The following is a 7,036-nucleotide window of genomic DNA, read 5'->3' on the forward strand; positions in this document are numbered from 1 at the left end:
ATGATTTTGCCAGCTTTTGGCGAATTTACTGGAAATTTTTATTTGGTTCCAACCGAAAATGATTTGGTTTACGCAATTACTAAAGATGGTGTTTTTGAAGTTTTAATTAATTGATTTACAATTATTTAGAATAATTACGAAGCATTCTACTAAACCTAGCCCAGATTGAAATGGAAAGCTTTTTGAATTCCGTTTTTTAGTTTTTTTATTTTTGCAAAGCGACCAAAGGAAGCTCTTGCAGGAATTTAAAAAACTTAAACGGAAGGAAAAACTTGGAATGAAAAGCTGGAAATAGCTCCTAATAAAAAGATTTCAGATTTGAGATTTGACAACTCAAAACTTAAATAGTACATTTGCACTATTAAAATTATAATACAATGGCATTATCTGAACAGGAAATACTTCGTAGAGAATCTCTTCAAAAATTACGCAATTTGGGCATTGAGCCTTATCCAGCACAGGAATTTGTAACTACCAACTATTCTAAAGAAATTTTAGCCGATTTTGAAAAATTTGAAGGCAAAGAAGTGGTTTTGGCTGGCAGATTAATGGGAAAGCGAATCATGGGAAAAGCCTCGTTTGCGGAGTTGAAGGATGCTGAAGGCAGAATTCAAATTTATGTTTCTCGTGATGATATTTCTACCGATGAAGAGAAAACAATGTACAATGTGGTTTTTAAAAATTTATTGGATATTGGCGATTTTATTGGTGTTCGCGGAACTGTTTTTAAAACTCAGGTGGGCGAAATTTCTATTCATATTTACAGTTTGACTGTTTTGGCAAAAGCTTTGAAACCGCTTCCTGTGGTAAAAACGGATAATGATGGCAAAATTTATGACGCATTTTCAGATCCTGAGCAACGATACCGTCGTCGCTATGTAGATTTAACTGTAAATGATCATGTAAAAGATACTTTTATTAAAAGAACAAAACTATTCAATGCGATGCGTGGTTTTTTTAATGATAAAGGGTATCTCGAAGTGGAAACACCTGTTTTGCAACCTATTCCTGGTGGTGCGGCTGCCAGACCTTTTATTACACACCACAACTCGTTGGACATGCCTTTGTATATGAGAATTGCTAATGAATTGTATCTTAAAAGATTAATTGTTGGTGGTTTTGATGGTGTTTATGAGTTTTCAAAAAACTTTCGTAATGAAGGTATGGACAGAACGCACAATCCAGAATTTACAGCCATGGAAATATATGTAGCCTACAAAGACTACCACTGGATGATGAAATTTACCGAAAATTTACTGGAGCATTGTGCCGTGGCAGTAAACGGAACCAGTGAAGCTACTTTTGGTGAACACATTGTAAATTTCAAGGCGCCGTATGCCAGAATTACTATGACTGATGCCATTAAGCAATATGCCAATTTTGATATTTCCGGAAAATCTGAAGCTGAACTTTTTGAAGCTGCCAGAAATATGGGAATTGATGTTGATGCTACAATGGGCAAAGGGAAATTGATTGATGAGATTTTTGGAGCCAAATGCGAAGGAAATTTTATTCAACCTACATTTATTATTGATTATCCGAAAGAAATGTCTCCCCTTTGCAAACAGCACCGCGATAATCCTGAATTAACAGAACGTTTTGAATTGATGGTTTGTGGTAAGGAAATTGCCAATGCATATTCAGAATTGAACGATCCAATTGACCAACGCGAACGTTTTGAAGAACAACTAAAACTGGCCGAAAAAGGCGATGATGAAGCGACTGAATTTATTGATGAAGATTTCCTGAGAGCTTTAGAATATGGAATGCCGCCAACATCTGGATTGGGAATTGGTATGGATAGATTAATGATGTTTTTGACCAACAATGCATCTATTCAAGAAGTATTGTTTTTTCCTCAGATGCGACCTGAGAAAAAACAGGTTCAAATTGAATTAGAAGACGAAGAAAAATTAATTGTATCGATTTTAAAATCGAATAATAATAAAATGGATTTGGGATTTTTGAAAGTAAAATCTGAATTGAGTGGCAAAAAATGGGACAAAGCCATGAAAACATTATCCCAACATGGCATGACTTCTGTAAAAGTAGAGGGCGAAAGTAAAATTGTGGAATTGAAAGAATAATAAAAATTCGACACAAACTTGCTACGCCTGTTCGCTATGACTCGGGTCACAATTTGCACTAAAATGTTGGTTTTTTAATTCCACAGATTTATAATTGTATAATAAAATTTGTGCAATTAAATTTACTAGCAAATTTCATTCGTGCTCATTCGTGAAATTCGTGTCTAAACTTTTAAAATAGAATATTATAGATTTAAAAGAATAATGTTGAAGATTTAAAAAAAATGTTTAGATTTGAGAATTAATTAAATACAAATATTATGAAAAAGTTATACTCGTTAATTGTTTTAGTATTAATTTGTAGCTTTTCTGCAAAAGCGCAATCTGAAAAAGTTCAAAAAACACCTGAATTGGCTGCTGAAGAAGATCTTTTAATATTGTCAAGAAGTACAGACATTAATGATGAAAAATTATTAAAAAATCTTTATGATCTTTTTCTTAGCAAACAAACTGAGTTGTCAAAAGCAAATGTATCGGCAGAAAAAAAACAGGCTATGGTAAGTAAAATTGAAAATACTGTGAATACAAATTTTAGTAAAGAAATTATAAGTCAATTAAAATCTGATGGTTTATACGACAGACTTTTAAATGATTATAATTATAAAAATTAAACCATGAAAAAAATAATTATATTAATTATCATAATTTTTTCATTTTCAGTAAATGTGAATGCTCAAACTGAGATAAAAAAATCTACTCCAGAAGATGCAGCAAAGTCAAATGTATTTGAACTGTCTAAAGCAATTGAAATTGATGCAAAAATGTAACAAGCTTTTTATAATCTTCTATTGGGAAAACACACACAATTAACGTCTGATCCTAAAATTTCTGAAGCTGACAAAAAACAAATTTTAAATATTATTGATGCCAAAATTAGAGCTACTTTAACCGATGAACAAATTAAAAAAATAGAGTTCATTCCTGGTTTATATCAAAAATTAATTATGTAAATCTTACTAATTATTTTTTCAAAACTGGCGGATATTGAGACATAATTTTAGTCACAAATTCTTTAATATTCTCATCTTTTCTATGTGTATTTTGAGTCAAATAACCCACACCTTCCCCTTGCCAAATCATTTCTTTTTTCTTAGCATCTATTAAATCTATAGTTAGAGTTCCTTCACTACTGGTAGAAACATTATTATAACCTCCGCCCCACATCCAAGGATTCCATCCAAAACCCCAACCTGCATTGAATTGGTTTACATTGACTTGCTCTCTTTCTTTAGTGAAAATATTAATTAATAAATCTGGCGTTTCACTTTTTGTAAAACCTTTGGCGGTCATTTCTTCATCAATAGAACGAAGAATTCTTTTTTTGTCTAAGTCTGAAATTTCAGCTTTATCAATACCAGTTTTGTAAAATGCATAAGTTTTATAAGGTTCAAAATTCACATTTTTATCAAAATCGGCATTTACTCTTACTGCGCTACAAGAAGCCAATATAAAGAGTAATAATACGGGTAAAAATTTTATTGCTTTCATAATTCTAGTATTAAAAAATATTTTTTAATTTCCAACTTCCAAAAGAGTATCATCTACTATATTAGGGATGGTAACTTTCAATAAAGGTTGCGTTTCCATAGCACGTTTTATAGCAAAAATAGCGCCTTCGTTTCTAGCCCAGTTTCTACGCGATATTCCATTGTTTACATCCCAGAAAAGCATTGATGCTAACCGTGTTGATGCCTCACTACTACCATCAAGAACCATACCAAAACCACCATTTATAACCTCTCCCCATCCTACTCCACCACCATTGTGTATAGACACCCAAGTGGCACCTCTAAAACTATCGCCAATCACATTTTGAATTGCCATATCGGCAGTGAAACTAGAACCATCATAAATATTGGAAGTTTCTCTGTATGGCGAATCGGTTCCTGAAACATCATGGTGGTCGCGACCCAAAATAATGGTTTCTATTTCTCCATTCGCAATAGCTTGATTGAAAGCTTCTGCAATTTTGACACGACCTTCTGCATCTGCATATAAAATTCTGGCTTGGGATCCAACCACCAATTTATTCGCTGAAGCGCCTTTTATCCATGTAATATTGTCTTGCATTTGTTGCTTGATTTCATCAGGTGAAATTTTAATCATTTCTTCCAAAACCCGACAAGCTATAGCATCTGTTTTTTCTAAATCCTCTGGTTTTCCTGAAGCACAAACCCAACGAAATGGACCAAAACCATAATCGAAACACATAGGCCCCATAATATCTTGGACATACGACGGATATTTGAAATCAATTTTATTTTCCGCCATCACATCAGCACCAGCGCGTGAAGCTTCGAGTAAAAAGGCATTTCCGTAATCGAAAAAATAAGTGCCTTTGTCTGTATGTTTGTTAATCGCAACAGTATGTCTACGCAACGTTTTTTGAACTTCTTCTTTAAACTTTTCAGGATTATTTGCCATCAAATCATTTGATTCATCAAAAGTAAAATCAATTGGATAATAGCCACCTGCCCAAGGATTGTGCAATGATGTTTGATCCGAACCCAAATCAATTGCTATGTTTTCGATATCAAAACGTTCCCAAATATCAACTACGTTTCCCAAGTAGGCTATGGATACTATTTCTTTGTTGGCTTTCGCCGATTTTACTCTGATTACCAATTGATTTATATCGTCAAAAACTTCGTTTATCCAACCTTGTTCGTGTCGGATTTTAGTAATTTTAGGATTCACTTCGGCACAAACCGTGATACAACCCGCTATATTTCCAGCTTTGGGTTGCGCTCCAGACATGCCACCCAACCCAGAGGTTAGAAATAATCCGCCTGAAGTTGCTTTTTTTATTTTTCTGAATGCATTTAAAACTGTAATTGTGGTTCCATGCACTATTCCTTGTGGTCCAATATACATGTAACTTCCTGCTGTCATTTGTCCGTATTGTGATACGCCTAAAGCATTCATTTTTTCCAAATCGTCGGCTTTGGAATAATTTGGGATGACCATTCCATTTGTCACTACGACTCTTGGCGCTTCTTTATGTGAAGGAAATAATCCCATTGGATGACCAGAATACATAGTCAAAGTTTGTTCATTTGTCATTTCAGACAAAAATTGCATGGTCAATAAATATTGTGCCCAATTGGAAAAAACAGCACCATTGCCGCCATAAGTTATCAACTCGTGTGGATGTTGCGCCACAGCATAATCCAAATTGTTTTGAATCATGAGCATAATTGCTTTTGCTTGTTCAGATTTTCCTGGATATTCAGAAATTGGTCTGGCTTTCATTTCGTAATCTGGACGAAAACGATACATATATATTCGACCATATGTTTCCAATTCTTGAGCAAATTCTTTGATTAAAACAGCATGATGTTTTGGTTCAAAATAACGAAGTGCATTTCGCAAAGCCAACTTTTTTTCTTCGGCAGAAAGAATGTCTTTTCGTTTTGGGGCGTGATTTATGGATAAATCGTAAGATTTAGGATTTGGTAGAATATCTGGAATTCCTTGTTGTATTTGCTGTTGGAAAGTCATTTTTTTTTGGATGGTTCGATTATTCGATAGTTCGATTAATTAGTGGTAATTTATTCTTCAAAATTATCAAAATAGGTGAAATCTTTGGTTATTTTTTCATTTTCGATGGTGAAAATGGTGCAAATCGGAAGTTCAAATTTTGAACCATCTGGCGCAGTGCCCGATGATATAAATTCTACTATAATATGCTTTTCTCCAGATGGATACATTTGAACGACCTCATCTTTTAAATCTGGAAATATTTTATTTAATTCACTATATTTTTTTATGGTTTCGGCTCTGGTTTGTTTTACAATTCCTGCGCCCAATGTTGGATCTTTAAATTCTGAGGTTTCTGTATACATTTCCGCCATTTTTTTCCAATTATGGTCGTTGAAATGCTGGAAATACTGTTTTATGAGTGTTGTGTTGTCTGTTTCCATGGTTGGTTGTTTTTTGTTGTAGCAAGAAGTGAATAATATTGATACTAAAATTGTAAAAAATAGATTTTTCATTGTAAATATATTTTAAATTTAATTGATAGTTTCTTTGCGTTAGGGATGGAAGTGGAAATCCTGTCATTGCGGATAACGGCGTTATTATTAGATTGCTTCGTTCCTCGCAATGACAGATTGCAACGTACAGCCCGACCCGCTTTTTCAGCGGGAAACGCCCTACTTCGACTTCACTCAATAAGGCATTATTTACTTAAATTTCCAGTTTTTTTATCAAACCCATAAGGGCAATGTCTGCAGCCACTTTTGCAACAATAACCGCGCTTAAGATGGTGTTTTTCGGTAAAACATTTGTAACCTTCGGGTGTGTAATAAAAATCTTCGCCTTCTATTAATTTATTTTCGTTAATTTGTTTGTTCATAATTACAAATTTATGAATTTATGCTATGATTTTTATTGTTTCCAAATATTTAATTCCCAAAGGTTATTCAGGATTGACTTTTTTTCCGTTTGTGATTCTAAAATATAAGAGTTCAAAAAATGATTTGATCACTATCAATCACGAAAAAATTCATATCCGACAGCAATTGGAATTGTTGATTTTGCCTTTTTATATTTGGTATTTCGGAAATTTATTTTATAATTATCTTAAATATCGAAACTTTCAAAAAGCCTATAGAAATATTATTTTTGAACGTGAAGCCTATGCAAACGAAAAAGACCTAGATTATTTAAAATCAAGGTCTTTGTGGAGGTTTTTACATTATTTTTAGACTAATAAAGTACTTTTCTAGTAATTACAGAATCGTTTTGTAAAGTGGTTTTTACAATGATTATGTTTTCTGTTGTACCTAAAGTAGAAACTATAATTTTATTAATTGTATCTCGGTTTATTTACCACAATTTTAAATAAATCGTTATATTTGATAAAAAATGACAATTTTAAAATTTGCTGAACACTTTCCAGATGAAGAATCTTGTAAGTTGTATTATAAGAAAGTTAGAGAAAAACA

At 33.0% G+C, this 7,036-nt stretch carries 9 protein-coding genes; 5 read left to right on the forward strand and 4 right to left on the reverse strand.

Annotated features, from left to right (window positions below; all coding sequences use genetic code 11):
• Positions 1-377: 377 nt before the first annotated feature.
• From lysS to RMN92_RS00215, 4 genes are all read left to right on the forward strand, one after another.
• A complete protein-coding gene (lysS, locus tag RMN92_RS00200) occupies positions 378-2,087 on the forward strand; it encodes a lysine--tRNA ligase (protein WP_309607441.1) in 1,710 nt (569 codons plus the stop codon).
• Between the two features lie 260 nt (positions 2,088-2,347).
• The gene (locus RMN92_RS00205) at positions 2,348-2,698 is read left to right on the forward strand and encodes a hypothetical protein (protein ID WP_309607442.1); all 351 of its coding nucleotides are present in this window, start codon (positions 2,348-2,350) and stop codon (positions 2,696-2,698) included.
• A 3-nt stretch (positions 2,699-2,701) separates the two neighbouring features.
• The gene (locus RMN92_RS00210) at positions 2,702-2,854 is read left to right on the forward strand and encodes a hypothetical protein (protein ID WP_309607443.1); all 153 of its coding nucleotides are present in this window, start codon (positions 2,702-2,704) and stop codon (positions 2,852-2,854) included.
• 21 nt (positions 2,855-2,875) lie between these two features.
• Positions 2,876-3,037, forward strand: coding sequence for a hypothetical protein (locus RMN92_RS00215; protein ID WP_309607444.1), 162 nt, complete (start codon positions 2,876-2,878; stop codon positions 3,035-3,037).
• Between the two features lie 10 nt (positions 3,038-3,047).
• On the opposite strand, the gene RMN92_RS00220 is transcribed toward RMN92_RS00215, so the two are convergent.
• The 4 genes from RMN92_RS00220 to RMN92_RS00235 all read right to left on the reverse strand — a co-directional run bounded on the left by RMN92_RS00220 (position 3,048) and on the right by RMN92_RS00235 (position 6,444).
• Positions 3,048-3,575, reverse strand: coding sequence for a DUF4136 domain-containing protein (locus RMN92_RS00220; protein WP_309607445.1), 528 nt, complete (start codon positions 3,573-3,575; stop codon positions 3,048-3,050).
• A 24-nt stretch (positions 3,576-3,599) separates the two neighbouring features.
• A complete protein-coding gene (locus RMN92_RS00225) occupies positions 3,600-5,588 on the reverse strand; it encodes a urocanate hydratase (RefSeq protein ID WP_309607446.1) in 1,989 nt (662 codons plus the stop codon).
• A gap of 50 nt (positions 5,589-5,638) precedes the next feature.
• Positions 5,639-6,082 (reverse strand): nuclear transport factor 2 family protein, encoded by a 444-nt coding sequence (locus RMN92_RS00230; RefSeq protein ID WP_309607447.1) that lies wholly within the window; start codon positions 6,080-6,082, stop codon positions 5,639-5,641.
• Between the two features lie 185 nt (positions 6,083-6,267).
• Positions 6,268-6,444 carry a DUF5522 domain-containing protein gene (locus RMN92_RS00235; RefSeq protein ID WP_309607448.1) on the reverse strand — a complete coding sequence of 59 codons (177 nt, stop codon included), beginning with the start codon at positions 6,442-6,444 and terminating at the stop codon, positions 6,268-6,270.
• 28 nt (positions 6,445-6,472) lie between these two features.
• Here RMN92_RS00235 and RMN92_RS00240 point away from each other — a divergent pair, with 28 nt between their 5' ends.
• Positions 6,473-6,796: a hypothetical protein gene (locus RMN92_RS00240; RefSeq protein ID WP_309607449.1), complete on the forward strand. Its 324-nt coding sequence runs from the start codon at positions 6,473-6,475 to the stop codon at positions 6,794-6,796.
• Positions 6,797-7,036: the final 240 nt, after the last annotated feature.

It is taken from the genome of Flavobacterium sp. (assembly GCF_031363805.1).
Lineage (GTDB): Bacteria > Bacteroidota > Bacteroidia > Flavobacteriales > Flavobacteriaceae > Flavobacterium.